This window comes from Clostridium sp. YIM B02551, assembly GCF_022324735.1.
In the GTDB taxonomy this organism is placed as follows: Bacteria; Bacillota; Clostridia; order Clostridiales; family Clostridiaceae; genus Clostridium_T; species Clostridium_T paridis.
Genome location: NZ_JAKGTF010000009.1, coordinates 92,539 through 119,118 on the forward strand (window position 1 = coordinate 92,539; position 26,580 = coordinate 119,118).

At 30.4% G+C, this 26,580-nt stretch carries 32 protein-coding genes and 1 other RNA gene; 10 read left to right on the plus strand and 23 right to left on the minus strand.

What is annotated here, in order from left to right; genetic code table 11:
- Positions 1 to 68 precede the first annotated feature (68 nt).
- From L1S47_RS12030 to L1S47_RS12085, 12 genes are all read right to left on the minus strand, one after another.
- Positions 69 to 536, minus strand: coding sequence for an MOSC domain-containing protein (locus tag L1S47_RS12030; RefSeq protein ID WP_238883777.1), 468 nt, complete (start codon positions 534 to 536; stop codon positions 69 to 71).
- A 26-nt stretch (positions 537 to 562) separates the two neighbouring features.
- Positions 563 to 1,054, minus strand: coding sequence for a molybdenum cofactor biosynthesis protein B (locus tag L1S47_RS12035; protein WP_238883778.1), 492 nt, complete (start codon positions 1,052 to 1,054; stop codon positions 563 to 565).
- A gap of 21 nt (positions 1,055 to 1,075) precedes the next feature.
- Positions 1,076 to 1,690, minus strand: coding sequence for a molybdenum cofactor guanylyltransferase (locus L1S47_RS12040; protein ID WP_238883779.1), 615 nt, complete (start codon positions 1,688 to 1,690; stop codon positions 1,076 to 1,078).
- The gene (mobB, locus tag L1S47_RS12045; RefSeq protein ID WP_238883780.1) at positions 1,677 to 2,198 is read right to left on the minus strand and encodes a molybdopterin-guanine dinucleotide biosynthesis protein B; all 522 of its coding nucleotides are present in this window, start codon (positions 2,196 to 2,198) and stop codon (positions 1,677 to 1,679) included. Before mobB ends, L1S47_RS12040 begins: the two co-directional genes overlap by 14 nt.
- Positions 2,199 to 2,202: 4 nt before the next feature.
- Entirely contained in the window at positions 2,203 to 3,420 is a 1,218-nt protein-coding gene (gene glp / locus L1S47_RS20755; protein ID WP_238883781.1) for a gephyrin-like molybdotransferase Glp, read from the minus strand.
- Positions 3,421 to 3,455: 35 nt separating this feature from the next.
- A complete protein-coding gene (locus tag L1S47_RS12055) occupies positions 3,456 to 4,541 on the minus strand; it encodes a hypothetical protein (protein WP_238883782.1) in 1,086 nt (361 codons plus the stop codon).
- 26 nt (positions 4,542 to 4,567) lie between these two features.
- Positions 4,568 to 5,248, minus strand: a complete 681-nt coding sequence (narI, locus tag L1S47_RS12060) for a respiratory nitrate reductase subunit gamma (protein WP_238883783.1) — start codon at positions 5,246 to 5,248, stop codon at positions 4,568 to 4,570.
- Positions 5,245 to 5,790, minus strand: a complete 546-nt coding sequence (narJ, locus tag L1S47_RS12065; protein ID WP_238883784.1) for a nitrate reductase molybdenum cofactor assembly chaperone — start codon at positions 5,788 to 5,790, stop codon at positions 5,245 to 5,247. The genes narI and narJ overlap by 4 nt, the downstream gene beginning before the upstream one ends.
- A gap of 15 nt (positions 5,791 to 5,805) precedes the next feature.
- Entirely contained in the window at positions 5,806 to 7,275 is a 1,470-nt protein-coding gene (narH, locus tag L1S47_RS12070; RefSeq protein ID WP_238883785.1) for a nitrate reductase subunit beta, read from the minus strand.
- Positions 7,265 to 10,954 carry a nitrate reductase subunit alpha gene (locus L1S47_RS12075; protein WP_238883786.1) on the minus strand — a complete coding sequence of 1,230 codons (3,690 nt, stop codon included), beginning with the start codon at positions 10,952 to 10,954 and terminating at the stop codon, positions 7,265 to 7,267. The genes narH and L1S47_RS12075 overlap by 11 nt, the downstream gene beginning before the upstream one ends.
- A gap of 135 nt (positions 10,955 to 11,089) precedes the next feature.
- Complete coding sequence (locus tag L1S47_RS12080; protein WP_238883787.1) at positions 11,090 to 11,425, minus strand: hypothetical protein; 336 nt, start codon at positions 11,423 to 11,425, stop codon at positions 11,090 to 11,092.
- A 47-nt stretch (positions 11,426 to 11,472) separates the two neighbouring features.
- Positions 11,473 to 11,805, minus strand: coding sequence for a hypothetical protein (locus tag L1S47_RS12085; RefSeq protein WP_202768718.1), 333 nt, complete (start codon positions 11,803 to 11,805; stop codon positions 11,473 to 11,475).
- A 142-nt stretch (positions 11,806 to 11,947) separates the two neighbouring features.
- Here L1S47_RS12085 and L1S47_RS12090 point away from each other — a divergent pair, with 142 nt between their 5' ends.
- From L1S47_RS12090 to L1S47_RS12100, 3 genes are all read left to right on the plus strand, one after another.
- On the plus strand, positions 11,948 to 12,415 hold the full coding sequence (locus L1S47_RS12090) for a DUF5643 domain-containing protein (protein ID WP_238883788.1): 468 nt from the start codon (positions 11,948 to 11,950) through the stop codon (positions 12,413 to 12,415).
- Entirely contained in the window at positions 12,412 to 12,981 is a 570-nt protein-coding gene (locus tag L1S47_RS12095) for a hypothetical protein (RefSeq protein ID WP_238883789.1), read from the plus strand. The genes L1S47_RS12090 and L1S47_RS12095 overlap by 4 nt, the downstream gene beginning before the upstream one ends.
- 180 nt (positions 12,982 to 13,161) lie before the next feature.
- Positions 13,162 to 13,764 carry a hypothetical protein gene (locus L1S47_RS12100; protein ID WP_238883790.1) on the plus strand — a complete coding sequence of 201 codons (603 nt, stop codon included), beginning with the start codon at positions 13,162 to 13,164 and terminating at the stop codon, positions 13,762 to 13,764.
- Here L1S47_RS12100 and L1S47_RS12105 read toward each other — a convergent pair.
- The 3 genes from L1S47_RS12105 to L1S47_RS12115 all read right to left on the minus strand — a co-directional run bounded on the left by L1S47_RS12105 (position 13,753) and on the right by L1S47_RS12115 (position 16,589).
- A complete protein-coding gene (locus tag L1S47_RS12105; RefSeq protein WP_238883791.1) occupies positions 13,753 to 14,226 on the minus strand; it encodes an HD domain-containing protein in 474 nt (157 codons plus the stop codon). The genes L1S47_RS12100 and L1S47_RS12105 overlap by 12 nt on opposite strands.
- Before the next feature lie 4 nt (positions 14,227 to 14,230).
- Entirely contained in the window at positions 14,231 to 14,995 is a 765-nt protein-coding gene (locus L1S47_RS12110; RefSeq protein ID WP_238883792.1) for a hypothetical protein, read from the minus strand.
- A 637-nt stretch (positions 14,996 to 15,632) separates the two neighbouring features.
- Positions 15,633 to 16,589: an alpha/beta fold hydrolase gene (locus tag L1S47_RS12115; RefSeq protein WP_238883793.1), complete on the minus strand. Its 957-nt coding sequence runs from the start codon at positions 16,587 to 16,589 to the stop codon at positions 15,633 to 15,635.
- Positions 16,590 to 16,738: 149 nt separating this feature from the next.
- Between L1S47_RS12115 and L1S47_RS12120 the strand changes: the two genes are divergently transcribed.
- The 3 genes from L1S47_RS12120 to L1S47_RS12130 are packed head-to-tail and all read left to right on the plus strand — an operon-like array spanning position 16,739 to position 17,798.
- Entirely contained in the window at positions 16,739 to 17,062 is a 324-nt protein-coding gene (locus L1S47_RS12120) for a hypothetical protein (protein WP_238883794.1), read from the plus strand.
- A gap of 55 nt (positions 17,063 to 17,117) precedes the next feature.
- Positions 17,118 to 17,429: a hypothetical protein gene (locus tag L1S47_RS12125; RefSeq protein ID WP_238883795.1), complete on the plus strand. Its 312-nt coding sequence runs from the start codon at positions 17,118 to 17,120 to the stop codon at positions 17,427 to 17,429.
- Between the two features lie 51 nt (positions 17,430 to 17,480).
- On the plus strand, positions 17,481 to 17,798 hold the full coding sequence (locus tag L1S47_RS12130) for a hypothetical protein (RefSeq protein ID WP_238883796.1): 318 nt from the start codon (positions 17,481 to 17,483) through the stop codon (positions 17,796 to 17,798).
- A gap of 56 nt (positions 17,799 to 17,854) precedes the next feature.
- Here L1S47_RS12130 and L1S47_RS12135 read toward each other — a convergent pair whose 3' ends face one another.
- Positions 17,855 to 18,811: an NAD(P)-dependent oxidoreductase gene (locus L1S47_RS12135; RefSeq protein WP_238883797.1), complete on the minus strand. Its 957-nt coding sequence runs from the start codon at positions 18,809 to 18,811 to the stop codon at positions 17,855 to 17,857.
- 101 nt (positions 18,812 to 18,912) lie between these two features.
- A complete protein-coding gene (locus tag L1S47_RS12140) occupies positions 18,913 to 19,806 on the minus strand; it encodes a haloacid dehalogenase-like hydrolase (RefSeq protein WP_238883798.1) in 894 nt (297 codons plus the stop codon).
- A gap of 148 nt (positions 19,807 to 19,954) precedes the next feature.
- Between L1S47_RS12140 and L1S47_RS12145 the strand changes: the two genes are divergently transcribed.
- The 3 genes from L1S47_RS12145 (at position 19,955) to L1S47_RS12155 (ending at position 21,636) form a co-directional block, all read left to right on the plus strand.
- On the plus strand, positions 19,955 to 20,902 hold the full coding sequence (locus L1S47_RS12145; protein WP_238883799.1) for a LacI family DNA-binding transcriptional regulator: 948 nt from the start codon (positions 19,955 to 19,957) through the stop codon (positions 20,900 to 20,902).
- A gap of 48 nt (positions 20,903 to 20,950) precedes the next feature.
- Entirely contained in the window at positions 20,951 to 21,379 is a 429-nt protein-coding gene (locus L1S47_RS12150) for a CBS domain-containing protein (protein WP_202768705.1), read from the plus strand.
- A gap of 65 nt (positions 21,380 to 21,444) precedes the next feature.
- Positions 21,445 to 21,636: a hypothetical protein gene (locus tag L1S47_RS12155; RefSeq protein ID WP_238883800.1), complete on the plus strand. Its 192-nt coding sequence runs from the start codon at positions 21,445 to 21,447 to the stop codon at positions 21,634 to 21,636.
- A gap of 62 nt (positions 21,637 to 21,698) precedes the next feature.
- Here L1S47_RS12155 and ssrS read toward each other — a convergent pair.
- The 6 genes from ssrS to L1S47_RS12185 form a co-directional block, all read right to left on the minus strand.
- Positions 21,699 to 21,911: non-coding RNA, 6S RNA (ssrS, locus tag L1S47_RS12160), on the minus strand.
- Positions 21,912 to 22,054: 143 nt separating this feature from the next.
- On the minus strand, positions 22,055 to 23,320 hold the full coding sequence (locus L1S47_RS12165; protein WP_238883801.1) for an alkaline phosphatase family protein: 1,266 nt from the start codon (positions 23,318 to 23,320) through the stop codon (positions 22,055 to 22,057).
- A 26-nt stretch (positions 23,321 to 23,346) separates the two neighbouring features.
- Positions 23,347 to 24,180 carry a DUF6544 family protein gene (locus L1S47_RS12170; RefSeq protein ID WP_238883802.1) on the minus strand — a complete coding sequence of 278 codons (834 nt, stop codon included), beginning with the start codon at positions 24,178 to 24,180 and terminating at the stop codon, positions 23,347 to 23,349.
- 66 nt (positions 24,181 to 24,246) lie between these two features.
- Entirely contained in the window at positions 24,247 to 24,543 is a 297-nt protein-coding gene (locus tag L1S47_RS12175) for a hypothetical protein (protein WP_238883803.1), read from the minus strand.
- 14 nt (positions 24,544 to 24,557) lie between these two features.
- Positions 24,558 to 25,256, minus strand: coding sequence for a hypothetical protein (locus L1S47_RS12180; protein WP_238883804.1), 699 nt, complete (start codon positions 25,254 to 25,256; stop codon positions 24,558 to 24,560).
- 146 nt (positions 25,257 to 25,402) lie between these two features.
- Positions 25,403 to 25,855, minus strand: coding sequence for a hypothetical protein (locus L1S47_RS12185; protein WP_238883805.1), 453 nt, complete (start codon positions 25,853 to 25,855; stop codon positions 25,403 to 25,405).
- 159 nt (positions 25,856 to 26,014) lie between these two features.
- Here L1S47_RS12185 and L1S47_RS12190 point away from each other — a divergent pair, with 159 nt between their 5' ends.
- The gene (locus L1S47_RS12190; RefSeq protein ID WP_238883806.1) at positions 26,015 to 26,569 is read left to right on the plus strand and encodes a DUF1697 domain-containing protein; all 555 of its coding nucleotides are present in this window, start codon (positions 26,015 to 26,017) and stop codon (positions 26,567 to 26,569) included.
- Positions 26,570 to 26,580: the final 11 nt, after the last annotated feature.

Here is a 26,580-nt window from a genome sequence, read left to right on the forward strand (position 1 = left end):
GTTATTTGTTATTCTTTATAATCAAATTTGATAAGACAATAAAAGATTTTGAACTTATGTTTCTTCTATCACCCTTGATTTGTTAAATTCCTCTGCCTCTCATCCTCACTTAAAAGTCCTATTTTTTCTCCTATAGTTAAGACTCCTCCTCTAATAACTCTACAGAATACTCCTTCTCTAGGCATTATGCAGTCTCCAACGGAATAGAATATATGACATCTGCTATGGCATTCCTTTCCTATTTGTGTCATTTCTAAGATGACATCTCCACACTTAAGTCTTGTCCCAATAGGAAGCTTAGTAAGTTCAATTCCTTTCACAACAATATTCTCCCCAAAATCTCCAAACTTCACCTTGCCGCCTTTTTGTCTAAATTCTTCTATGCGTTCTAATGAAAGTAAGCTTATTTGCCTGTGCCATTTTCCTGCATGAGCATCACCTTCAATACCGTAATCTTCAATAAAATTAGCAATAGGAATTTCATCTTTAGCTGTCCCTTTTTCCTTGCTAATGCAAAGTGCAATAACTTCTCCCATTTTACTCTCCCATTAATTAGTGTTTTCTATTTACTAGCGCATTCATTTGCTTTTCCTGTAAGTATGTCTAGCCCATGAGTAATACTACTTATAATTACATCCAATGATTCCTTAACTCCCTTTGGACTTCCAGGTAAATTTATTATTAGACTCTCTCCCCTTATTCCAGCAACTGCCCTTGAAAGCATTGCCCTTTTTGTTATAGTAAGGCTGTATCCTCTCATAGCCTCAGGAATACCTGGAGTTTCTCTTTCTATAACTTCCTTTGTTGCCTCTGGAGTTACATCTCGTTTACTAAAGCCTGTACCACCAGTTGTAAAGATTACATTTAGCTTAAGTTCATCACTCATATGTTTTAATTCATCAGCTATTTTCTCTTTTTCATCGGGTAATATAGTATATCTAGATACATTAAAGCCATTTTCCTTTGCTACTTTTTCAATAACTTTTCCACTTTCATCTAGTCTTAAACCTTTATAAGCTTTATCACTACAAGTAATTATCCCAACATTATACATAGTATCTCCCCTTTTTTAATTTTATTTCACTTCACACTTTAGGAAATTTCTATATTCCTGAGGAGTATTAATATTTAATAATGAAAGCATCATCCTATCAAATTTCATTATTTCATTTTCATTAATTTTTCTTACATTTAACTTTTGAAATATTTCTTGAATTCTTAAGTTATTTGCTTTTAATTGGCTTTCTATTATCTCTATTGATTTTTTTGAATACATAGCAAAAAGAGGGTGATATCTTTCTTTTATTAGTGGCACCACTGCATCATATTCTTTTATTGAGGCTATGTATTCTACTAAATCTTTATTAGGATAGGGCATATCGCATGCAGTAATAAACGCATAATCATTTTGAGATTTTAATATGCCGGTATATAAACCTCCTAGAGAACCTTTCCCACAAATAAGATCTCTATAAATTTTTACCCCAGTAACCTTATACTTTTCAGGAGTATTTGTAATTATGATTATTTCAGAAAAGATCTTTTTATATACAGAAAGAATTCTATCTATAAATTTGACCCCATCAATTTCTAAAAAGGCTTTATCTACTCCCATACGAGTATTTTTTCCACCAGCTAGAATTACTCCAGTAACCTTTAACAATCTCTCCTCTACTTCATAATTCCACATCACTTAAGAACCTTTCTTCTATAAAATCAGCAATACTATTTACGTCATCTATTTTGAATTTGTTAATATTCTTATATTCTTTAGGGAGAGTAATAACTTCTCCTACAGAGGTATTATCCACTATTCCTATAAGATTGTTTTCTGGCATAATTAAAGGATTTTTAAATCTAATTATTTCAATTTTAGGTTTATTACTTGCCTTATAACCTTCTGTGATTACAAGATGAACATCTTTAAATAGTTGTTTTACAATTTCGTCAATATTCTCTTCGGCATAGACAGTTTTTATCATTGCCATTTGAATTTCTGATGATATTGTTACAACATCTGCTCCTGCTCTTCTCATTCTCCAAGTATCTTTTCCTTGATGGTCTATCTCAAATTCATGTGCATCATGTTTAATTGTTCCAATTTTATATCCTTTGTCTTTTAGTAACGGTATTATCTTTTCTATCAGAGTTGTCTTTCCACTATTGCTGTATCCAACAATTGAAACTACTGGTATCATTTATTTATTCACCTATTTCATTAGTTATTTGAATAAGAACTTCTTCCCCTTTTTTTATTTCAGTAACTTCTTCAGGAACAACGATAAAACAATTAGAATTTATTATAGAACTAAATGAACCTGAACTTTGCTTTTTCATAGCCTTAACGTATAATCTACCTTCTTTTAAAAAACACTTTCCACTTAAGAAATGGACTTTTCCAGGTTTCTTTTTTATAGATTCTTCAAGAACTGCTGTAACCATATTTAATTGTTTATTTATTCTTCCCTGAAGTTTATAAATAGAAGGTAATACAAATTCCTGAAATGCTACCACGGTTGACGCAGGATTTCCTGGTAAGCCAAACACAAGAGTATTTACAAGTAAGCTAAACAGCACAGGTTTCCCAGGTTTAACTGCTATTTTCCAGAACTTTTCTTCTGCTCCCATTTCCTTTAGAGTAATTTTTGTATAATCATAATCTCCTACAGAAACACCACCAGAAATAATTAATATATCGCATTCCTTGGCCCTCTTTAATTTATTTGTTATTTCATATCTGTTATCTTTAGCAATTCCCAAATCCTCTACATTGCATCCAGCATCAATTAACATTGATTGCAAACTATAACTATTTATATTTCTTATCTTTCCTGGTAAAAGTTCTTCTCCAAGATTTATAAGTTCATCTCCAGTTGCTAATATTGCAACCTTTGGCTTAACAGCAACTTTAACATATTTAATATTTAAAGCAGCCAACATCCCTATTTTTGTAGGATTTATCAATTCTCCTTTTTTTAAGACTAAATCTCCCTCTTTTATATCTTCTCCTTGAAATCTAACATTTTCCCATCTTCTCGCTTTCTTAAGAATCATGACCTTATTATTATTGCTTTTAGTATGTTCAATAGGGATTACAGTATCATAACCCTCAGGAACTTTAGCTCCTGTCATAATCCTTATGGCTGTTTCTTTACAAGGAGATACTTTTAATTCATAACCCGCCGGAATATTTCCTTCTATATTTAATAAAACTCCACTTTCTTCATCAAAACTATCGAAGCAGGAAGATATTACTGCATATCCATCCATTGCAGAATTATTAAATGGTGGTATGTTTTCTTTGGAATAGATATCCTCTCCCAAAACTCTATTTAGTGCTTCCATAATATCCACCACTTCAGTTTTCAATGTAGAAGTACTACTTAAAATTGTGTTAATTGCTTCTTCTACTTTAATCACAAATCATTCCCCTATATACTTTCTTCGTTTCTATTTTATGCACTTTTTCCCAATCTATTCTTTGACTGGTATATAAAATACAATACTCCTTCATAAAGAAGTATTAATACCATTATCCAAGTTCCGCTTCTTAAAATAAAATTTTGAATTGAAAATAAAAACTTACTAGTTAAAGTAGGAAGACTTAGATTAAATTTCATTGTGAAAGTATATAGCATTCCAAAGGTAAATATTCTTGACCACTGTGTAACATTGTACACTGCAACCCCCTTTATAAAGCCATACTTATTTACTCTTTTAATTGCTCTTAATACTTCAATAAATTCAACTATAATAAACCATAATAATATCCAAAGCCATATAAACAACACTAGGTTGTAATTAATAGCACCAGACACTGCACTTGCTAGACCAGTAATAGACATTGCTCCATGAAGAATACAATTTGTATTTGTCCAGCCATCCTCGAGATTCCATTCTTTCGAAAAAAAATATTTTCTTATTATTAGAATAAAGGCTAATATGTATAAGGCTATTCCTAAGTATATAAGTGAGGAGCTTACTAGCTTAGGAAATTTTTCTCCAAAGATTGTATTTCCAAATACCACAATAGATTGAGTGCTTACTGTAGAAAGTAATAATATGCCGTGAACTTTACTATATAATCCCTGACCGAAAATAGCACCATAATTTCTAATGCATATTGCTAAATATAAAGCCCACAAAGCTAAATTCCCCCAAAACATAACCCTTGCAAATGTATCTAATTCATGAATTCTTTGAAAAATGGCTATTCCGCATACAGAAGTTCCTGCCACCCAAGTCCCAACACCAAAGCTTTTTATTGCCCCCTTAAAATGAATTTCATTAATTGTTTTTTTTATAGCAGATTCTATAAAAGACGCAGCAATGAATATCCATATAATTAGCAAGGAAGTTGTAAGTATCTTCCCTGCTTTATTTTCTAGTAAGGGTATATTCTTCATTGCTCCATTTATAAATATCCCACACCCCATAACTATTGCCCCTGCAGCTGTTTCAGAAGGGGTAGACTTTAATAATAATATTTTAATTATGAAAAAAATCAAAAATAACAAGATAAACATTAAGGTAAATTGCATAGTGAATTTCCTCCAAGAAAATTACTTTAACTTCTTTTACGGTATACAATATAACTTCTAAATATATAGGTCACTGGTTGACTAATTATGTGAACCATTCTTGTAAATGGCATTAGTGCGAAAAATAAAAAGGCTGTAAACACATGAAACTTGAACAAAATTGGGACCTGCATCATAAGCGTTACGTCAGGTTTTAAAGTTAATATTCCTCTAAACCATGGAGCAAGAGATGCTCTATAGTCAAACCCTGCTGGATTAATTGAATGTACTATAGTTACAAGCATTCCATTAAATACAACTAATAGAAGTAATAGAATTGATATTAAATCACTAAAACTACTTGTCATTCTAACTCTTGTAACCATAAATCTTCTATATACAAGAATTGCTAAACCTATACAACTAGCTAACCCTGCCAGCCCCCCCATAATTGTAGCCATTATGTGATACTGTTCATCACTAACCCCTAATCCTCTATAAAACCACAAAGGAACTATTATTCCAGCCACATGGCCTAAGAATGCAAAAATAATCCCTATATGAAAAAGAGTGCTCCCCCACTTAAGAAGATTTTTCTCTAATAGCTCGCTGGATTTTGAACTCCAACCTCTCTGGTCATTGTTATATCTTAAAAATAAGCCAAGGATAAAAACTGTTATTACTATATAGGGATATATAATCCATAAAAGTTGTTCAAAAAAAATCATAGGTTTCCACCCCCAGTTAATTCACAATCAATCTCATCCTTTTTTAATACATTTAGCAGTATGTTAAACACCTTATTATAAGGATTTCCTTCCCTTCTAAGCTTTAGAAACATTTCATAAATTGACTCTTTATATTCCATAAGTATTTCATTATTTAAGCTTAAGGCTGAGAATTCCAGTATCAAAGGCAAAAAATCTGGAAGCTCATTTTCCACCATTTCAAAGCCAGCCTTTCTATACTTTTCTTTTATATTGAGAAGCCCCATTCCTCTATCCCTATCTTCTTTATATTTAAAATAAGATAAGTTTAAGGGAGTCATATTTGTAAAATCAAATGTACTAACATAGAGTTCTTGAAGATCAAGTTCCATAATATTCTCAACATAATTAATAAAACTTAAAACTTCACTCCACTCTTTTTTATTTCCTTCTTCCTCTATTTCATTCTTAATCTCTTTTAATTCAATAAACCAATTATTATCAGGATATCTCAATAAGAAAGAGGTAATTAAATATACCTTTTTTATAAAATCGTCATTCATATACCTCACCTCCCACTAACTATTTATGTATGGTCCTTTATTATTTTCAAGGTCAATCCCGCAAGTTCCCTGCTCATGTAATAAATCTTCTGCTATTTCTCTATGATTAGATGGAATAACGAACCTATCTCTATATTTTGATATTGCAAGAAGCCTATACATTTCTTCTGCAGACTCCTCTGTAAGTCCATTTTCCTTTAGTATTTCTTTATCTGTTTCAATCCCTAGATTAACTGCTCTCATATGATATCTCATGGCTGCCATTTTTTTTAGTGCTTCTTGAATATATCCATCTTCCCCATCTGTTAATAAATTTGCTAGGTAATGTATTGGAATTCTCATGTTCTCTATAGTTGGAAATACCTTTCTTATGTCCGAAATTCGTTCTTCTCCATTTATTGTCTTCAAAATAGGGCTAAGTGGTGGGACATACCAAACCATAGGAAGAGTTCTATACTCTGGATGAGGAGGAAAAGCTATTCTCCATTTAACTGCTAATTTATATATAGGTGATATTTTAGCTGCATCTATCCATGACTCTGGTATTCCATCTTTCCTTGCCTGCTTTATAACATCCTCATCGTTAGGATCTAGAATTACATTAAGGTGAGCATTATATGCTCTACTATTTTGCTTAACTGATGCTGCATAACCAACGCTATCTGCATCATAAAGTATAACTCCAATATATCTTAATCTTCCTACACAGCTTTCTGCACATAATGTTGGGAGCCCTGCTTCAACTCTAGGAAAACAAAACACACATTTATCTGCTTTAAAACTATTCCAATTATAATAGGTCTTTTTATACGGACATGCTGATACACAAAGCCTCCAAGATCTACACAAATTTTGATCAACTAAAACTATGCCATCCTCATCCCTTTTATATATAGCTCCTGATGGACATGCTGCGGCGCATGACGGATTAAGACAATGCTCACATATTCTTGGTAAATACATCATAAACACCTTTTTAAAATCAGAAAGAACTCCCTCTTCAACCCCATACATATCCGAATCTTTCTTCCCTGTTTCATATACACCTGCCAAATCATCTTCCCAATTAGGACCCCACTTAATATCCATATGCTTGCCGGTTAAGGATGAGATAGGGCGCGCTGATGGCGGACTTTTCTTATCTTTTTCATTCATGAGCTTTTCATATTCATAGCTCCAAGGTTCATAGTAATCATCAATAACCGGAAGATTGGGATTATAAAAGGTTTTTGCAAGTACTGTTGGTTTGTTTCCAGCTCTTAAAACCAGCCTTCCTCCAACTGATTTCCAGCCTCCCTTATATTTTTCTTGATTCTCCCACTCTCTTGGGTATCCAATTCCGGGCTTAGTCTCAACATTATTCCACCACATATGTTCTGCACCTTGGCGATTAGTCCAAACATTTTTACAAGAAATACTACAAGTGTGACATCCTATGCATTTGTCTAGATTCATTACCATAGCAAGTTGTGCTTTAATCCTCATACCAATCAACCTCCGATAACTTCCTTATTACAACACTTAAATCTCTTTGACTGCCTGTAGTACCGTAATAATTAAAATCATAGCTAAGTTGCGAATAGCCTCCAATCATATGAGTTGGTTTCATAAAAATTCGAGTAGGGCTATTATGTGTTCCTCCCCTTGTATTAGTTATTTTTGAGCCAGGAACATTTATTGTTTTATCTTGTGCATGATACATATAGGCATTTCCACGAGGAAGTCTATGACTTACTACTGCTCTTGCAACAACTACTCCATTTCTATTAAAACACTCTACCCAATCATTATCTTTAATCTCAGCTTCTTCCGCATCCTTATTATTAATCCATATAACTGGACCTCCTCTAAACAGAGTTAACATATTAGGAGTTTCATGGAACATAGTATGAATAGACCATTTATTATGAGGAGTCATATAATTTACAGTTATTTCTTTACCTTTGCTTTCTGGTCTTTTGCCCTCTTTTGCAAATGGAGAATGTTTCAATGGGGGTTTAAATAATGCTAAGGCTTCGCCAAACTCTAAAATTAGCTCATGATCTAAATAAAAATGTTGTCTACCGGTTAATGTGTGCCAAGGGATTAACTTTTCAACATTTGTAGTAAATGGTGAATACCTTCTTCCTCCCTTCTCTGAGCCTGTAAACACTGGAGAAGTAATAACTGTTTTAGGTCTAGCTGTTATTTCCTCAAAAGTAAATCGCTCTTCTGCCCTCTCAAGAGCGTATTCTTTAAGCTCTAGTGAGGTTTTCTTTTCAAGCCCTTCCCATTCCCTAACTGCAACTGTTCCATTTGTTGTAGATGAAAGCATAAGTACAGCTTCACAGGCATTTCTATCTACGGTTAAGTCAGGACACCCTTGGGCGACTCCTTCTCTATTAATTGTTCCACATATATTTTTTAGTTTTTCATATTCATCAGCTGCTAAAAAACTTACTCCTTTAGTAGTTATAGGCTTTTCTTTAACATTTGGTCCTAGTGAAATCATCTTGTCATAAATTGCTCCATAGTCCCTTTCAACTACATTTATCCTAGGCATATTTTTTCCAGGGATAGCTTTATTATCGCCTTTACTCCAGTCATTTACTTGACCATATGGCTGCGCAATTTCATCCTGGGTATCATGAAGCAAAGGAATTCCGTATACATCTTTTACAGGACCATCAAATTGTTTCTCTGCCATTTTAGAAAAACTTTTTGATAATTCAATAAAGATCTCCCAATCTGACTGTGATTCCCATTGCGGAGCAACAGCTGGATTAAAGGTATGTACAAATGGATGCATATCAGTACTACTTAAATCTGATTTCTCATACCAAGTGGCTGTAGGTAAAACAATGTCTGAATATAAGGCGGTACCTGACATTCTTAACTCCAAGTTCACCAAAAGATCTAATTTTCCTTCTGCTCCATGTTCTCTCCATTTTACTTCTTCTGGATGTATACTATTATCATCCTCATTAAGTAATCCACTATCTGCTCCTAATAAATGCTTTAGAAAATATTCATAACCTTTTCCTGAACTTGATAATAAATTAGCTCTCCAAACAAACATTGTTTTGGGGAAATTCCTTTCATCATCAGGATCCTCAATACTAAACCTTAATTCACCTTTTTTAAGCATATCCCCTACAAAGTTTGCGATTTCTTCATTGGTTTTAGCACCATTTTTAAGCGCTTCATCATATAAGGATAAGGAGTTTTTATCAAACTGAGGATAACTTGGTAGCCATCCAAGTCTTGCAGCCATAACATTATAATCTGCACAATGCTTATATCTAGCTTTATCAACTGTAGGTGAAACCAATTCATCTATTTCCATATTTTCATAGCGCCATTGGTCCGTAGCAAAATAATAAAATGAAGTAGAATTTTGAAATTTAGGTGGCACTGTCCAATCCTTTCCAAAAGCTATTGTAGCCCACCCTTCTATAGGACGCAGCTTTTCTTGTCCTACGTAATGTGCCCATCCTCCTCCATTTACACCTTCACATCCAGTTAACATAACCATATTTATTATTGCTCTATAAATTGTATCTGAGTTATACCAATGATTAATACCTGCTCCCATGATTATCATTGATCTTCCTTTAGATGCAATTGCATTTTCTGCAAATTCCCTGGCAATTTGTATAACTAACTTTCTATCTACTCCAGTTATTGCTTCCTGCCAAGCAGGTGTGTATGGATTTAAGCTATCATAATTTATTGATGTGGTTTCTTCCAAATTAGAACTTAATCCATAATTAGCAACTGTTAAATCATATACAGTTGTAATAATAATTTCTTCATTTCCATTATTTATTCTTTTCACCGGAACCGATTGTCTAAATGTATCCTTTCCTTCTTCTCCAAAGTAAGGGAACTCAACTCCAACTATATCATCATGAACACCATATAAACTTAACCTAGGATTAACCTTTTCACCCGTTTCAGAGTCTTCCCCCTTAATGTTCCATTTTCCTCCTTCTTCCCATCTGAAACCTTCACTTCCATTAGGGATAGAGAGTTTTTGAGAATTATCATCAAATATAATTGTTTTCCATTCACTATTAGTTAAATTCTTATCTAGGTCACTAGCTCTCAGGAAACGATCTGATACATAATTTTCGCCTTTTTTCTTAAGCATTATTAGAAATGGCATATCAGTATATGCCTTTACATAATCTATAAAAAAACTTTCTTTTTTATCTATGTAAAATTCCTTAAGAATAACATGACCCATTGCCATTGCTAGTGCTCCATCTGTCCCAGCTTTTACTTGAAGCCAGTTATCAGCAAACTTAACATACTCAGCATAATCTGGGCTTACAGAAACTACCTTTGTTCCTTTATATCTAGCTTCTACCATAAAATGAGCATCCGGAGTTCTTGTAAGCGGAAGATTAGATCCCCATATCATAATATAACTAGAATTGTACCAATCACTACTTTCTGGCACGTCAGTTTGGTCTCCCCAAATTTGTGGTGAAGCTGGAGGTAAATCAGCGTACCAATCGTAGAAACTCATAAGAGGAGAACCTAATAATGATAGGAATCTAGTTCCCGCAGCATAACTAATCATAGACATTGCAGGTATTGGTGACACTCCAACTATTCTATCTGGCCCATATTTTTTTATGTCATATATTAAGGCTGCTGAAATGATTTTGTAAGCTTCCTCCTTAGAGACTCTAATAAATCCACCTTTTCCTCTTGCGGACTTATATTTTGATGCTTTTTCTGGATTTTCTACTATACTTGCCCATGCTAAAACAGGATCTCCAGTTTCATTCATGGCTTTTCTCCAAAGCTCCAGTAGTACTCTTCGAATGTAAGGATATTTTATTCTTAATGGACTATAAAGGTACCATGAGAAGGTTGCTCCTCTAGGACACCCCCTAGGTTCAAAATCTGGCATATCTGGTCCAGTAGAAGGATAATCTGTTCTTTGAAGTTCCCAAGTTACTAACCCATCTTTTACATATACATCCCAACTACAAGAACCAGTGCAGTTAACTCCGTGAGTTGAGCGTACTACTTTATCATGCTGCCATCTGTTTCTATAAATAACTTCCTGTTCCCTTGAATATGGGGAAATTTCAGTCCATCTATCTGAAAGATGTTCTCGTTTAGAAAAATACTTTAATCTTTCTAATATAGGTAAATTTCTCTTACTCATAAATTTCCTCCTCAAAGCCCAATATTAATTGTTTTTATTAATAAGCCTAAAAATCTTATATAGTTTTCCTACGCTATAGTAATATTATTCAAAACCTTAAAATTAAAAGAAAAAACACTTTATATAAAAGTGTTTTCAAAATGTCTTAGGTGATATATATACTTCTCCATTGCCTAATATAGCCAGTCTATCCTCTGGCCTAAGTGATATTGTATTATAGTAAGGTGAATTAGGTTCTAGTCTTATAGATTGCACTATTGCTTGATTTCCATCAAATATAAGTAAGTACACAGTATTGCTTGATGAAACATTTTTAAGGTTATATATATTGCTCGGAGAATAAATAAAATCTGATAATTTATAAACGCCTTCCTTAAAGGTATTTGCAGTGGCCCTAACTTGAGGTGCAGCATTAACAATATTAAAGGCTAATAAGAAAAATAACATTAGAGAAATAACAAACTTTTTCATCATATATCCACCTTTCAATTCTATTGGCTCTTACATTTATATCTTTATCAGGTTTTAGGAAGTATTCGCGCCTCTCCATCACCAATTAATAAAATTCTATACTCAGGCTTCATAGGTCTCAAATCATATTTTTGTGTTCCGGGCTCTAATTTTATAATTTGCATTGCAACTTGATCTTCATTTGCAAGCAATATAAAAATACTTTTCTTAGGAGAAATATTTTCAATTGTATATAAATTATTAGGGGATGGTTCTAAATCAGATATTTTGTAAACCCCTTCCTTAAAAGTAGTTGCTGGACTCGCAAACACCGGTATTGCTACAAATGTGTTTAAGAATAAGCTTAATAAAACTATTAATAAAACTCTAAACTTCTTCATCATGTAACCACCTTTCAGTTTTATTATGCGTAATACAAAAAGCAATATACATATATACAATATATGTAATAAAATGTTATAATTTGTTAAAGTCTATTGATAAGATTACTCTTTAATTATTAAATCTATGGGGGATATTATATTGAAAAGAGTTAGAAAAGCAATCATTATTATTTGTACTATTTTATTAATTCCAATAATTTTAACAAGTATACCCTCAGGGAAATACTTAGATAATGCTGAATTAAAGGATAAAATAAAAAAAGGTACTGCATATGATATAGAAGTTAATAAGAGCTTAAAAATTGATAATGCTGTATTAACAATTCAAAGAATAACTTTTACAGATGAAAATACTTACTTAAGATATAGTTATAAGCATAAAAAAATAGGAGGAAACTTTTATTTTCAATCGATAGAATTATATGATGATAACGGTAATAAATATATTAGCCATAGTGGAGAAAGCAAAGGAAAACTCTTTGGCCAAGATGATTTAATTTCCTATAACTTTATCAATTCAAATAGCAAAGAGATTACACTAAAACTTCAACTATACGATAGAAACTTTGAAATGAAAATACCATGTTCAAGGAGTACAAGCATATGAAGATAAAAGACAAATTGCCGGATGTTATTAAATGGATACTAGCAATAATTCTTCTACTATTATGCATTCACTACTATCTTCTTTCTTATGGTAGATTTACTGCTAATGGAGCATTGAGAGATTCTGAGATAAATGAACACTATGGACCCTCTGAAACAAAAAAAGAACTCTCTTTAGAGTATGGTAAAATATTTTTAGGTAAATATAAAGATTGGATTTCAATAACTGCTATTGAGAAAAAAATAATAAAGTGGTATCCTTCCGGTTACACTTATGTTCTTCCCATAAATAATTCAGAAAAGATCACTCAATCTTTTGAAGGAACTACAACCTTTAGAGATTTATCTAAAAATTATGTCTTTGGATATGTAAATGATCCAAATATAACTTCAGTAAGGCTATATGCCGAAATAAATAGCAAGGAAACTATTATGGATTATTCAATTGATTCAAGTAAAATGTTTATATTCTATTGGGATACTGATAATAAAGGAGGTAACTTAGTATCATTAAGCGGTTTTGATAAGGACAATAATTTAGTTTATATATATAAGTACCCTCATTAATTATTAAAAATTTATTTATTAATATAAACGCAAAACCAAAAGGAATCTTGTACTAATTTATAACAAGATTCCTTTATCATTTTCAACATGTCCTTCTTCCTTCAAACTTTGTATAAAAAGCATTTATTATTGAAACATTACTATATGTAGGACTTATGTAGCTAAGAAAGGATTTAGGTCATGGATAATACTTATAGAAATAGAATACCAATAATATTAACCTTAATATTTGAAATAATAGTGCTCATCACAACTGTAACCACACTATTTTCTGCTAAGTGGGGCGACTTAGCGTTATGCGGCTTAGCCTTTGTATGTCTTTTCTTACCTTTTGTCATTTCAGCTATTCTTAAAAATAGAAATATTTTCTTACCTCCTAGTTTTAAGCTAGTTTCAGTAATTTTTATCTTTTCTGCTCAATATTTAGGTGAAATTATAAATTTCTATACTATGTTTTGGTGGTGGGATTTACTACTTCACGGAGTATTTGGCTATTATGCTACCTTAACTGGATTCTACTTAATAAAAGGTAATTTGAATAAGGGTGCTGAATCTACTGAAAAAAGATTTATACTCTTTAAAATCCTATTTGCTTTTAGTCTTGCCATAACATTAGGAACCCTATGGGAAATCTTTGAATATCTTGGTGATTATTTTCTAAAAACCAGCATGGCTGCTGGAGGACTTGAAGATACTATGACAGATATTATAGTAAAACTTGTTGGTGCTACTATATACTCTATAATTTATTACTTTCATGAAAAATCAACTTTAAATATTTGAGACTATTCCCAATTCACCCAATACTTTACTTAACCTATTCTTCTCTTTCTCACTTACTTCAAAGCTTGTATTATATAAATAATGCTGTAAAACATCTGCATCCTTTAATACCTCATCATATTCATTATCTATGTTATATTTGTTGCTATGTTTACTTATAGCACTACAAATAATTTCTATTTCTTTTTCATTGAAAAGCTTAATTTCTTCAAATATTTTTTTCGCTTCGATAGCTCCTAATATACCGTGGTCTAAAGTATAATGAGTTTTATAGGTTGAAATATCATGAAGCATTCCTATAATTGCGCATAATTCAACATTTAGTCCACGTTTAAGAGCTATTAAACTACATGTATTTGATACACCATATAAATGTGAAAATACTCCACTCTTCTCTTCTGATATATTACCTTCTATCAAAATATTGTTAATTAACTTTCTTATTTCTTCTAATCTATTCATTGTATTAATACCCCCATGAATTAATCTTCCATTTACCTTCTACCTTAATTAGTTCAAATTGCTTAGTAGAAATTGATCTTCCTGGAATCCAATCACCTGCAGTTTGTGCATCCTCATAACATATAATTTCTACCTCTGAATCAATTAAAACTCTATCTTTATCACAAGTATTGATTTTAGCATTTAATAACTTTGCAGATTGAAGAGTTTTTCTAAGATAAGAAATTCCTTCTTCATTAAGTCCTTTTGTAAAGACTTCAGTTCCATATTTCTTTAAAGTTTCTAAATCTTTTTGCGTTAATGCCTCTAGATAGCTTGATATAATATCTTGTGCCTCTTCTATATTAATAGTACTAACTTTATTTTTTAAAAGTTCATTTAAAATAACATTTGAATTTTTATTTATAAACCAAACTTTACTCCCTTTCATTAAGACACCTTGTGCACTATCATTTTTATCTATCCATAGATTATATTCTTCCTTTGATTTATCTATATAATTTATCTTAACCATATAATCAGGTGAGCGTATATCAAGTTTTTTATTAGTTCTCTTTTTATCATTTAAAGCTTTCATAAACTTGTCTATTATATTTTTATCTAAAAGAATAATTTTATCTTCATCCTTTTGTTGAATTATCTCAATTGATACTACTTCCTTACGCTTATTACCATTGAAATTAAAAACTATAAAAGTTACAGATGCTAAAAATACTATTATAGGAACTATAATTAAAAGTAACCTTTTCTTTTTACTAATGGTACTCACCTCCAAAATTTCAACTTACAAATAAATCCAAATGCTTGTTAATATTATATTTGAATTTTATAATTAACACAAATGCAACCTTTAAAATAATCAAATTTCTAAAATTTTAATTTAATAGCTAATGTTATCATTTTATTATCTCTACTTTCCAGTGTAATTAGAGTTAATCTGGTTAATATAATATCAGAGGACAGATAAAGATTAGCTAATCTATATGGAAGTGATATAGTGTTATTATGGTTTAAGTTATCTTTTATCATAGTAATATTTAGACTTACCATGTAGGTTTAAGCTAACATCATATAAGCTTTTGTACTAACACTTTATAGTCGTTGGATTATATAAGTTTATATAATTATCTTATATGATAAAAAACCATTATTATAAGTAATAAAATATGTATATAGTCAAAAGATTATATATCTATAATAAATTATTTATATTAGTGCTCTTAAATCTTTATTTGTCCTTATTAGCATGCTAAATCTTTATAGTTAACTATATGGCTTGAGACTAATTTGTTTGTATATAATGCATTATATTTAATATAAATTCTAAATATTTGCCCTAAAAAGTTTTTAGGTGCACAGAGGGACTTTCTGTTTGCAATTTTGCTAACAAAAAGTCCCTTAACTACTTATTTTTCGTGATTATTTATTTCAATTAGTGCATTATAAAACAGTTCTGGCTGATCTAGCATAGTCATGTGACCCGCATTAGGTATTAAATAAATCTTTTTATATGGTGACTTAATATTTTCAAAATATTCCTTAGCTATTACATAAGGTGTTTGCCAATCATCTTCACCTAAAACATAATAGATTGGTACTTTATACTCTGCCGTCTCCGAATTTAAATCAAAGTTAAATAAATAACTTATTATTTTCTCGTTTGCTTTATTACCTTTTAAAAGTGCTGAAAAATCAGATAACTTAGAAATAGGACTTTTAAATGCAATTAGTGTCATTGAAAGACCTATCTTTACTGCTAAATTATACTTTCCTTGAAGTCTTCTAAGTTTAATACATTTTTTCATAAATTCACTATCATATTTATCACCAGGATAATTTTCAATAGCTTCTATTTTTTTTAATGATTTTTTATCATTAGCACTTATAATTAACTCCTTAACTTTATCATATCCTACACGCTCATTTTCACGCATATTTATTACTTGCCCAACCCCAATATAATAAGCTACATTTTTAGGATACTTTTTTATAAATATACTGCCTAAAACACTTCCCCAAGAATGTCCAAGTATTATTATCTTTTGCTTATTATACTTTTTCTTTAAATATTGAATTATTTCATTTAAGTCCTTTAAAAGCAAATCAATTGTTGGATGTTTATCTGGATTTTTAATAAGTGTTTTTCCGGCTCCACGTTGATCCCAGTGAACTACTGTAAAAATATCTTCCCATTTATCCTGAAACGCATATGCAAATATGGATTCTGCATTTCCAGGTCCTCCATGCAAAAATAACATTACTGGATTATCATAGCTTGTACCTGAATGAAAAAGGTATTGTTTTATTCCGTTTACTAATACATACTCCTCCAAATAAATTAATTTATCTTTCTTCTTTCCCATAACTCTAATTCCCCTCTTTAATTGTTTAAATTCTACTAATAATATAATTTATATATATTGTAGTTTTTTAACTTAATGAGTTACTAAGTAGGCCAGAGGTATAGTTTATAAATTAACACAAATAATAAACTGGAAAGGTGGTTATCTAGATGAGAAAACTTCTTGCTTTTTTTGTGATTTTTTCATGCATATTATTTTATACGATCATTCCTATTTCTGCTGTAAATGTATTTAAAGAAGGAGTATACAAATTATCTGATTTCAATATTTCAGCTGGTAACTTTTATACAGCACAAAATTTATCTAAAGATAGTGAAATATTTGTGCAAATTTATAACGGAGACAGAGAGATACAACAATTTTTAAGAATCCCCCCTGGTTCAAGAAAATTTACTTTAGTTGCATTAAAGCCAGACTATAGACTTGTAATACTCGGTCCAGGAGAATTGTTTATTTCAGAAGAAAGACGCTGATTTAAGCTCAATCAAATGTTATTAAATATAATAATTTCGAGAGGTTGTTATGCTAATGAAGAAATTTATTGCTTTTTTTATTATTTTTTCCTGTATTTCATTTAATATAATCATACCGACACATGCTGCAACACTATTTAAAGAAGGAGTGTATAAATTATCAGATTTAAATGTTCCAGAAGGTGAGTTCTATTCTGCAGCAAATCTATCTAAAGAAAACGAAGTACTTCTACAGATTTATGATGAAAAGCAAGTACTACTTCAGTTTTTAAAAATGCCGCCAGGCTCTAAAAATGTAAATTTAGTTGCTTTAAAACCTACTTACAGAATCGTAATATTAGGAAATGGTCAAATATCAATTACTTAAGGACTTATTCTAATTAAAATCAAATAATAAGATTGAGAGGTGGTTATATTTATGAAAAAACTTATTGTTTCAGCCCTTATTTTTTTATCTATGTTAATTAATATTAATAACGTTATTCCTGTATCTGCTGCAACTACTTTAAAGCAAGGGGTATATAGTGCCAAAGATTTTAGTTTTCCAGCTGAATCAGAACACTATATTAAAAATATATCTCCAAATGAAGAGCTTTTTGTAGTGTTTGCTGATGAAAACTTAAGAATAATACAGGCAGTAAAATTATCTCCTAATTCACCAAAATTCAACTTAATTACTTTAAACCCTAATTTTAGTATAGCTATATTAGGCAAAGGGGAATTATCTATAGAATAACAAACACGAAAAAATGTTTGTTATTCTATGCTTTACTCCATATATCCTTTATATAACTAACAAACTCTATTTATTGGTTTTTCCTTTATAAAGGCTTCAATATTCTTAGCTAAAATATCCAAAAGTCTTTGTCTTGATTCAAGGCACTTCCAACCAATATGAGGAGTTAAAATAACATTTTTCATACTAAAAAGAGGATTATCTAATTCTGGCGGTTCAATCTCTTGAACATCAAGCGCTGCTCCAGCTATGATTTTATTTTCTAAAGCCTCAATTAAATCTACTTCCTTTATAATTGCTCCTCTAGCAGTATTTATTATAAAGCTTGAAGGCTTCATAAATTTCAACTTACTCTTATCAATAAGATGCTTTGTTTCCTGAGTAAGTGGACAATGAATAGTAACAAAATCACTTTCCTTAAGTAGTTCATCTATACTTACAAACTTAATACTTGAGTCACCTAAATCTTTATGACTTCTGCTGTAAACAAGTATATTCATTCCTAAGGCTTTAGCTACTTTCATCACTTGTTGTCCTATAGAACCTGCTCCTATAACTCCCAGTGTTTTATTTTGTATTTCAAAATGTGGCACCCCTAGGTATTTAGTAAAATTACTATAGTTATTATTTTCAATCATCCTTTGCTGCTCTGATAAAGATGAACTTAAACTTAACATAAATGTAATCACTAATTGAGCCACCGCTTCGCTACTATAACCTGGCACATTACAAACTGCTATGTTTTTCTCTTTTGCAGCCTTTATATCAATATTATTGTATCCTGTACCAGCTTCACATATTAATTTAACACTTGTAGGAAACTTTTCTATTAACTCTCTTCCTATAGCAAGTTCTTTAGTAACTACAATGTTTTGATCTTTTACTCTTTCTAGAATTTCAATTTCATTACTATCATCATATTTTGTAACTTTACCTAAGCTATCTAGAGTTGAAAAATCAAGTGAATTATCAAAATTTACTCTGCTTGAATTAAGAAATACAATGTTACTCATTTTGTCCTCCTTATTACTCTCATTCCTCATTTTATATATATTTCTGATTTAAATATTTTCCGGGTAATATGCTTTTATTATATCACAATAAATTTATGGAATTATCTCATTAGTGATTGTGACATTCTAAAATAAGTATGTCTTTTTCCCCTAACTACTATAGATAAAGCCATAATATTTTCTGGGTCTGCCATTCTTCCATATCCACCATCTCCTATATGATGAATATCAATCCCAACTCTTTTATTACTTAATGCAAATTGCCTTATGGTGTCTACATCTGCACTTTCTTGACTAGTTCCTATTGCACTTATATTCAGTGCCCCTTTTTCTTTTACTTTCTTAACTAAATTATATAGTTCTTGTTCTTGAACTCCTGGAACTGTACCTACTGCAGGAACCAAAATTCCATCTGCACCTTCATCTATAAATCTTTCTATAATGTCTACATCAAGAAATTTTTCATTTATTCCTGCTCCATGCATTTTACCAGCAAATATTAATCCCTTATAATACTTCTTAGCAATATTAATTGAGTTTAAAATAGCACTATTTGAAACTCCAGTAGCTGGGTTTCCTGTTAAGCAAATAAAATCTATTCCTTGATTATTTGCTTCAATAAATGTCTCTTTAGTTGCTTTTCTTCCCTTTGAAATATTTAACTTATCCTCTATAAATGTTGCATCTTCATCAACAGGCTCTAAATTAATTCCAATTGGTCTTCCAACCATCTCTTTTAGTCTATCAATGGTTTTATCGCATTCTTTTAATCCTTGAACCTTCTTCTCATACACATCATATTCATTAAGTAGTATTAAATCAGCACCAAAAGATGCCATTACTTCTGCATTAGTAAGCCCTTCTATTAAAGGTGCTGCAGTTACCACTGTTTCTCCTAGAACAGTTCTTCCTTCACTTGCTAAAATTGCTTGTTTTAATTCATCTCTACTCATTTTCTTAAAATCACTTGCAAAACAACTTAATAATCTTTTCATTTTTTCCTCCTATTAATTACATCTCTGTGGTATTTTATTGTTAACTTTACCTAAGTATAATTTGCGAAACGGGTTCTGCGTCAATACTTTTTTTAAAAAACATTTTAAGGTAAAATTATTTTAACTAATGGTTTAAGGAGTGAGCTTTATGATAACTATTTATGATATTGCAAAAATTTCGGGTTATTCTGTTTCTACAGTATCTCGTGCATTAAATAATCAACCTAGAATTTCTAAAGAAACTCGAGATAAGATCTTAGAAATAGTATCTAAATACGATTATATTCCAAATAGCAAGGCAGTAAGTCTTAGTATTGGGAAGAGCTTTAACCTAGGAATAATAGTACCTTATAGCAGTTCTAATAGTTATTATGATGCGATAATAAGTGGGATTATGGAAGAAGGTTTTAGAGATGGTTATAAAGTTACCTTTTTACCTACAAACTACGATAAAGAGATAGAACTTGACTATCTAAAAATGTTTTCCTCAAAAGAATTTGATGGTCTTATAATTTTATCTGCTTCAAATTCTTTTAAATTAATAGAAGAATATACAAAATATGGCCCAATTATCTGCTGTGAAGATGTAGGTAACTGCAGTCTTCCTTCTGTCTACATAAATAGATTTGAGGCCTATGAACCTATATTAGCAGAGCTTAAAAAGAAGAATTATAAAAACTTTGCTCTTACCTTTAGTAGGACCTATGATTCAAGTTTGGCTTCACAAAAAGTTTTTAATATATTTCAAACTAACTTAAAAAGTTTTTCAACAAAATTAATATATAATAATTGTAAAAATTTTGAGGACGGCTACTGTGCTGGAAAATATTTTTATAGTTTAAAGGACAATGTTGATTGCATATTCGCAAACAGTGATGAAGTTGCAGCTGGAATTTATAAATTTTTTAAAGATAATAGAATTAAAGTTCCATTAATTATAGGGCAGGATAATCAAGCTATAAGTAAGCTTTTAGATATATCTACTATTGATTTTCATATAACTACTTTAGGAAAGAAAGCTGTTTCCATGTGTATATCTGGAGAATTTAGAAATGAAATAATAAGAAGTTCTTTTATAAAAAGAGGAGATTTATAATAATAAAAAACATCCACCTTGGGAAATATATATTTGGAGGTGAATGTTATGCAAGTAAAAGATATAATGTCAAAAGATTTAGTAAGTTTAAGTCAAGATGATTCTGTTGAAAGAGCTGCTCAAATGATGAAACAATTCGATATTGGATCAATTCCTGTATGCCAAGAACAAAATTTAGTTGGTGTTGTTACAGATAGAGATATTGCTGTAAGATCAGTAGCAACAGGTCAAAATACAAGTATTCAAAAAATAAAGGATGTCATGACATCAAAGCCTGTAACAGGAACCCCTGATATGGATATTCATGATGCAGCTAAAATAATGAGTGACCAACAAATAAGAAGACTTCCAATTATTCAAAACAACAATCTTGTTGGTATAGTTGCACTTGGAGATATTTCTGTAGAGCCTACTCTTCAAGATAATGCTGAAGACGCACTTAAAAATATTTCTCAACCAGCAACTAATCACATCTAATTAAATATATAAATATAAAAACCAGTATCCTTATACTGGTTTCCTAATTATATGGAGGTGTAACTATGATACATAAGGAGAAGGATATAGAAATTGAAGAAGGAATTTATTTAAAAAGAAATCATGAGCAAAAAGAAGAAGCTGCTAAGCCAATAAACACACTCTTAGCTTTTGGTCCCGTTAATATGGGTTTAAGTAATATGAAAAATGAAGAAAGCTACGCTGAACAAAGAATTAAAGAAGATTTAAGAGAATAAATTGTTTTAATTAATCTGTAAAACAAAAAAGAACTACCATAAAGGTAGTTCATTATTTGCATATTGCGTCCAAAATACCGTTTCTCCAATTTTGAGACCTATCTCTTGATAGGTGGGTGTCCGCAAATAAGCTTCTATTTTCCTACTGCCGTTATGTTTTCAATTATGAAATCATATGGGACTCACCATAGGCCTAATATAATCTTAATTTTATGAGACTCCCTTTGTTGTAATGTAGATTCAAAATAGGAGCTTTTCAAATATTTCAGAAATTTATTATGTAAGACTGAACTTACTTTCAGTCTTTATATACTATTTTCTAAGACTCCATAACATCTTGAGAATGTTTAATCGGTGTCTGTATAAGTAATTATATAAGGTAAATTAATAATAGTCAATTAGAAATTCTAACCAAAAATTAGTCAAATAAATAGGTTAATAATGGTATCTCCATTTCTTTTTTGTTTGCTCCACCGTGTACCCCTTTAAAGATAATTTCGAAAACATCTTTCTCATACCACCATATGTTAGTATTTCCTCTTGGTAATACAATAAGATTACCACATCTTTCTTTTAATCTTTTTGATGGATTATTAAAAAAACCTATTTTAGCTAGTTCATCAAAAGTATAAACTTCTGCTAACCCTTTTAATTCATTCACCAAAAGTTCCTTTAAGAAAATTAAATGCTCCTCTTTTACATGTAGGATTAGGTCTCTTGCGTAACCAGTTGGAGACATAATATCACCATTTTTATTTTTAACTAAATACTTATCAATATCAGGTATCATTTCATTTAAATAATACTTTTTGTTTAAATCACTTTCTATCTGTCCATGGTCAGCACTGATCATAATCAGTGTATCATTAAACTTACTTTTTCCATTATCATAAAAGGAATCTAGATATTTAAACAACTTTTTTACTGCTCCCTCAAATTCTTTAGAAGAGTCTCCTTCTTTATGAGCTACAGTATCCAGTTCAGGTATATAAACATAGAAATATTCTTTTTCATTATTCTTATCTAAATCCTTAGATAACCCTTCAAACAGCTCCTTATAACTCTCATACCCCTTTAATTCAGCATGTTTACACATTGTCTCTGTAAATGTACCTTGATTTATTCTCTTAGGCTGATAAACTGTACTCTTTACTCCATGCTCTTTTAATTTCTTAAATAAACTCTCTTTAGGCAAAAAGCTAGATGGATCTATATTTCTGTCCTTTAAGGTCTGCATTCCATCTTTTCTAGCTTCTTTAAATAAAAATGGAACTATTACATCCTCTACTACTGGCTCATAATAAAACCATTCGTAAAGTCCATGTTCATTTATAGATTCTCCAGTTAAAGCTGTTGTTACATGTACAGTTGTAGTTGAAGGAAACTGGGAGGTTAACTTCGATACTACTCCACCTTCTTCAATTTCCCCTAAAAATTTTGATTTACTTTTATATTTATCATAAAAGCTCCATCCAAAGGCATCTACTAAGAAAAATACAACTTTATTTGGCGATGACTGTAACCCTTGTAAAGTATCAATGGGTAACTTCTTATCTGCATCAATACCAAATAAATCCTTTATAGTTCCAAAAATATTAGAAAAACAATAGCTTTCATATAGTGGAACTGTGAATTTATTATATGTGCTTTTATCAACTTCCTGTAAGGATTTCATATTTCTCATATAAACACCTCAAACTTTCTTATAAATCACTGCAGATTATATTCTATTTTCATATCCTTACCATCAAAGTATACGAGATCCCCAGCAGCTAAGTGCCAAACACCTTGTAAAACTGTAGGATATTTTATTCCATTTACATCTTTATAGCCTCTACAAACAGCTGACCATTTTTCAATTCTTGAATTACCTTTTCCATCATTATATTCTCTATCTTCTGTAGTAAAACTTATCATGCATCCATTATCATCAAAGGTGAAAATTCCACTAGCTTCAATTCCATAATAAGTTATATTAGCTTTTGCATGATTTTCATCTATACTTTCCCAATTAACAAAATCCTGCAAAGCAACATTAGGTATTATTAAACCTTCAGATAAATATGTTGCAAGGCATGCTTTATCCATAGCTTTTCCTCTTTCATCAAATAGTGTTATAAGCTTAGCTATTTGCCCCTTCATTCCTCCAACTCCATCTTTATATGAGTCAATACCTTCAAAAGGAATTCCCATTAAACTTGTATTTATAAGGGCGAACCTAGTTGGCTTATTAATAAAGCTATATAATGTATATTCTATTTTAAGCTTTCTTGAAGCCTGCACAAAATCTACATCTTTAAAGTATATCTTCATATTTGCCATTTTAGGCTTGCCAATATACCCACAATAACGAAAATATTTCTGTACAGGTAATGGTAAACTTGAAATATCTTCTTCTGTAAAATTCTTATTTAAAGTCGTAGAATTTTTTAATTCTTCATGAATATATTTCTTAAACTCAGCTTTAACTGGTGAATAAGAAATATTAAACCATACTAAAATAAGTATAATTATTACTGTAATGATAACTAAAATCCAAATCATACTCTCGTCCCCCTTATTATATTTATAAGAATAAGTTCAATACTTTTCTATATATCTATAAATTTTCTACAATCCATTCATTCCATTATGGTTATTATCATTGAAACTATTTCCTTGTGTCATATCATAACCACCATGCTCGAAAGGTGTTATTTGTTTTAATGATTCTCTCTCAAAATCTTGGAGATGTTGTCTGTTCATTTCCTCCTGAAACTCTTGGAATTGTTGCCTGTTCATTTCATCAGCATACCAATTGCGACTATTCCTCCTTCGATTATACTCGCCATCTCCCTTACCAAAAAAACTAGCTATTAGTCTTACAACTGCACAAAAAATTATAACTTTCGCCAAAAATGTAACCATCTTTCTTTTCCCCCTTAAGTATGATTTTCTTTTCTGTAAAAATAAACACCCATTACTATACCAGCTATAATGCATAATACTGACATTAAACTAGGAATAGTATAATCTAGTATATATGTTTTCCCAGGCATAAGTGCTTCATTATATGCTGGAATGAATGAACGAAGTGATGTATAAATTATAAATGTAATATACAAAAAAACAATTCCAAGCATCGCTAGTACCCATGAAAAAATATATCCTATTTTATTCATAATTTTTACCTCCTTTTTATTAAACTCATAATCTCTATAGCTAATAATTACATGAACTATACCAAATAATCCAGTCGGAATAATTGCAATATAATTGTGAAGCCATATTTCAGATAATATAAAATAGGTCACTGGGAAAATAGCCAGTCCTAAAATAATAATTAAATTAACCTTTCCTATAAAGAAGAATCCCCAAAACACATAATATAAAAGTAGTATTATTACTATCCAAATAATATGAGTACTATGAATTTTAATTGCTTGCTCACTTACAACTAATATAAGCATTATAAAAAATACTACTCTAAATATATTTTCAATAATATCTAGCAACACATGTTTATTTTCATTATTCCCTAAGGTATAAGGAACAGGTTTAATAAAGTAAAATAAGTTAGGTATCATAGGTAATAAAAAGATTATTAGTCCATAGAATGAAAATCCAAAGTAATAGTTCACATGAATACCTCTTTCGTAATTAAATGTATTATGAATATTGTATCACCTTTTTACCATTATTTTCACTAAATATATATTTAATCCAAATGAAAAACACTATAAATCTATTTCAGAAAATATAGTGTCTAATATTTCATACTATTAAATTAATATCCTTGTATTATAGGCACTACTATATCATTCACAAAGAATAAGCCTGTCCCAATGATGGCTAGTATCAAAAATGCTATAAACTTAAATCTACTTTCTTTTGAATCAATTTCCTTGTACCCACAAAGAATATAGAATATAAATGCAAACAGTAATATTAATGCAACAAATATATCCTTATAACCTGTATCAATAATAAGATGATCCTGTGAATAAAACCATGAGTTTATTGCTCTATTAGCTATAATTACAAAGAAAATTAAAACAAACAGCCAATCTGATTTCTTACTTTTCTTTCTTATTAAACTAATGATATTAATAAGTAATAGAACTGCTAAAAATCCATATACCACCATAGCTACATTAGAATAAAATCTATCCATAATAAAAGCTACAAAAAATATAAATAAATAATAACTAAAAACCCCTGCTTTCTGCTTTTCTTCCATTTATATGCACCTTCTTAATAAATTTCTTCTTTTATATAAATATCGTGCCATCCTTTCTATACCAACTTATCCATCTTTTAATATATATATAATTGTATTCACAAATTCTATACCGTATAATAAAACAAACAAATTATTTACAAAGGAGAGTTTTTAATAATGACTACATTTATTGCGCTGCTACGTGGCATTAACGTAGGTGGCAAAAATATTATAAAGATGGCAGAACTAAAAAAAGTATTTGAATCTATTGGTTTTTTGGAGGTAAAAACATATATCCAAAGTGGAAATGTGCTTTTTAAATCAAATGAAAATATTATAAAAGAGAAATTAGAACGTGAGATTGAGAAAGCTTTTAAAATTTCCTTAACAGTTGTTTTAAGAACTTCTTCAGAACTTGAAGATATAATTAATAATTGTCCTTTTTCTGATGAACAAATAAAAGATGCTGAATCTCAATCAGATACAGAATGCTTATATGTTGCTCTATTACTTAGTTCACCATTACAAGAAAATGTGGAAAAATTAAGTTCTTATAAAAGTGAGAATGATGAATATAGCGTTATAGGAAAGGATGTATATCTACTATTTAAAAACAGTATTAGAAATTCAAAACTTGCTAATAATCTACATAAATTAGATGTACCTGTAACTGTTCGCAACTGGAAAACCATTAATAAATTAGTTGCTTTATCAAAAGAAATGAATAAGTAAAGAGCGTAAAC